Consider the following 1,717-nt stretch of genomic DNA (forward strand, 5'->3'; position numbering starts at 1 on the left):
GCTTGTTGCTTAGTGCCTTCGCCTTGCTGACCGTGGTTGGTTATCGAAATACAATCAGGACCACCAATTGGGCAGGTGCCTTTGCTATCTTCGAGTAGCGGGTTGCCTTTGTTTTCTTCTAGCGTTACTTTTTCATAAAAACCTGTCCATTGCGTTATAACAGCCTGACAAGGCAAGTTGCCCGAACTAGTAGGCTGTAGTTTGCATTTTCCAAACGTATTTTTCTCAAGGGTTTGCCCTATGTCTTTGTTGGTAGCAAGAAGTTTTTTGCTACCCGATTTTTCGTTAAGAAAAGTCTTTTTTTGTGTTTTAACTTTCAACACATCGGTTTGCGGTGCTTCGCTAAACTTGCATTGGCATTTCGCTCCTTGACATACTAAATGCTTATCGGACATAGTTTTTTAGTTTTTGTTTGTTTGTTTATGCGGTTTTTGGTTATTTGGTTTTTGAATGATGGTTCTGTACATTTTTGAATAACCAGATCTTCAAATAACCAAATTCCCTATGATCAAATCATACCAACTTTAACTTCCACACTTCGTGGTGTTTGTAAGTCAATACTTAATCGCAAATATATAGAAACTATGTTAAAGGTTTTCATATCTAGTATTATTTTTTGTTCAAATTTTCCAGTTGCCTTTTCTGAAACAGTACCATCATACTCCGTTTCTCCAACCGCTAATTCCAAAGAAGCTCTACTTCTTGAATCGTTTAAAATCCCTTTTCGGTTTATCGTTATTAGTTTTGAATCAAACTCAAAATCGCCAATATGTTGCTCAACATCAAATGCAATGGGTGATACATGATTCAGTAACTCGAATTTTACAGTTTCCTTAATAGGATGCTCATAGTTATAATATTTATATACATTATTAAAAACAGTATCTAAAAGCCAATTGTTTTCAAACATTTTTTTAAAATTAGCTTCATTGCACAATCTTTCTTCGGCATGTGCTAGCATATTGTAGGTGGTTTGTCCTTTGTAATATTCTAATATTTCTTGCTTTGTAATTTCAAATCGTTTTTTTATAGCTTTATCGAAAATAACTTCTTGCCACATACCATTCTCTTTTACCAAAACTTGAAGCGGGTAGGCAACATTTCCTATTTTTTCTTTAATTTCTTCAGTATCATTAGCGTCATTTTCGCCATTAATGGTAGTAGGAGTTATTTTATTTATCAAATACAAATGCCCTTCTGTATAAATCCCTTTGTGAATAATATTTATTTCAAAATTAATAACCGTATTTTTTTCGCCTTCTGTAGAAATATACTGCACATTATAATGGCGAGTTCCATCTTGCTTTTTGTGTTGCAAATAAGTACTTTCATCCAAATGTTCAGCCACTCCTATTGCTTTATAGTGCAAATAGGGGTAGACATACAGTTGCTTCAAATCAGCTGGAAAATCAAAAACAATCAGTTCTTCGTGTTCACAAAAAATATTGTGAAATCCTTTTATCTCTTGTTGCGTTTTTTCAAAAAAGGTGGCAAGACTAGCTAGCGTATCTCCTTCTTTAATGTCATAAATACTGAATTTTTCTTGTGGTTTTTGGCGCATAAATTATTTATATTAAAACCGCCAAGTTACATATTATATCAATTATTTTTAACACAATTATATAAGAATATTCCAAACAATTAAATTTTATTGCGCCATTAAATATTTTAACAAATACTTTGCATTTTATTTCTAAAAATAACAATATGTTTGACA

Annotated in this window: 2 protein-coding genes; both read right to left on the reverse strand. The window is 32.5% G+C overall.

The window, feature by feature from the left end:
• On the reverse strand, positions 1-395 hold a 395-nt coding region (locus RMN92_RS09370), incomplete at its 3' end, for a DUF4280 domain-containing protein (RefSeq protein ID WP_309609195.1).
• 113 nt (positions 396-508) lie between these two features.
• Positions 509-1,561: a hypothetical protein gene (locus RMN92_RS09375; RefSeq protein WP_309609196.1), complete on the reverse strand. Its 1,053-nt coding sequence runs from the start codon at positions 1,559-1,561 to the stop codon at positions 509-511.
• Between the last annotated feature and the right edge of the window lie 156 nt (positions 1,562-1,717).

Source organism: Flavobacterium sp., assembly GCF_031363805.1.
Taxonomy (GTDB): Bacteria; Bacteroidota; Bacteroidia; order Flavobacteriales; family Flavobacteriaceae; genus Flavobacterium.

What these genes read in the sequence shown, in the direction of transcription:
- RMN92_RS09375 (WP_309609196.1), bottom strand. Translation starts at nt 1,561, where the DNA reads ATGCGCCAAAAACCACAAGAAAAATTCAGTATTTATGACATTAAAGAA.